A 995-nucleotide genomic window follows, 5' to 3' on the forward strand; every position below is an offset into this window, starting at 1 on the left:
TTTATGGTGTGTTTGCTGGTGTGCTGAGTGTTATTTTCTTAAGAATTTTTCGTATTTGATTGATAGCTGTGTCGCAACTTAGACACTGAGATTGTTATCGATTGTTAAATCACTTTATTTTTTGTGTTCGATATCATTTAATAGTCTGACTGAAATTTGCTCAATAAATGGACAAACGTAAATGAAGGATATCTGCGTTGAATTTGTTTAGGTGTAGGGAGTGAAAGTGAAGGAGAGTCTTATGAAAAGTTTAAAACAGTCAGTTGTCGTAAAGTTGATGTCAGCTTTTTTGTTTTCGGTGATATTTGCCAGTGCGTCGGCTTATGCAGAAGATGACGAGTTTGTTCCTGCTTACCAAAATGAAGGGAACTATCAGATGGAAGATCCTGATAAATATTTTACCTACCGTGAGGGGCGTAAGTATTACACTTCTGGTAAGGAAAACGGTATTCGCGTGAATGAGAATAACGAAGAGTCAACCGATGAGACCGTTGGTATTCTGACCTTTATTCTTGCACCAGCGACAATAATTTATATGAACCTAGTAGGTTGGTGGGAATAAGTCTTACTTTTCATTCTGCAAATAGAAAGCTGCATTTCTTAAATATTCGGGCGGTAAATTGCCTAGATTGCAAAGAAATGTGGCTTTTTTCATTTCTATTAGCTAGCTGTGGTCTGAGTTGATTGAATCTTCCCCTCCTGAGCAAGTATAATCGGCGACTATTTTGTGGCATGTTTTTACTAGGAACTTATACAAGCTGTGGCGATGCGATTATTAAGAGGGATGCATAACCCCGGGCTGATAGCAGCTTGTCAGCACTTAAGCACAAATAAAAGTTCGCCTAATACGGCATGTGTTGCAACGATTGGCAACTTTGATGGTGTGCACCTTGGGCATCAAGCGATTCTAGAGCAAGTAGTTACCGAGGCAAAAACACAAGACTTACGGTCCGTTGTTATTATTTTCGAGCCTCAACCTCTTGAGTATTTTAAAG

Annotated in this window: 1 protein-coding gene and 1 pseudogene; both read left to right on the forward strand. The window is 39.0% G+C overall.

The window, feature by feature from the left end:
• Positions 1 to 241 precede the first annotated feature (241 nt).
• Positions 242 to 562, forward strand: coding sequence for a hypothetical protein (locus A3756_RS01085; protein WP_068512276.1), 321 nt, complete (start codon positions 242 to 244; stop codon positions 560 to 562).
• A 204-nt stretch (positions 563 to 766) separates the two neighbouring features.
• Positions 767 to 995: pseudogene (locus tag A3756_RS01090) on the forward strand (hypothetical protein); the annotation flags it as partial.

It is taken from the genome of Oleiphilus sp. HI0086 (genome assembly GCF_001635225.1).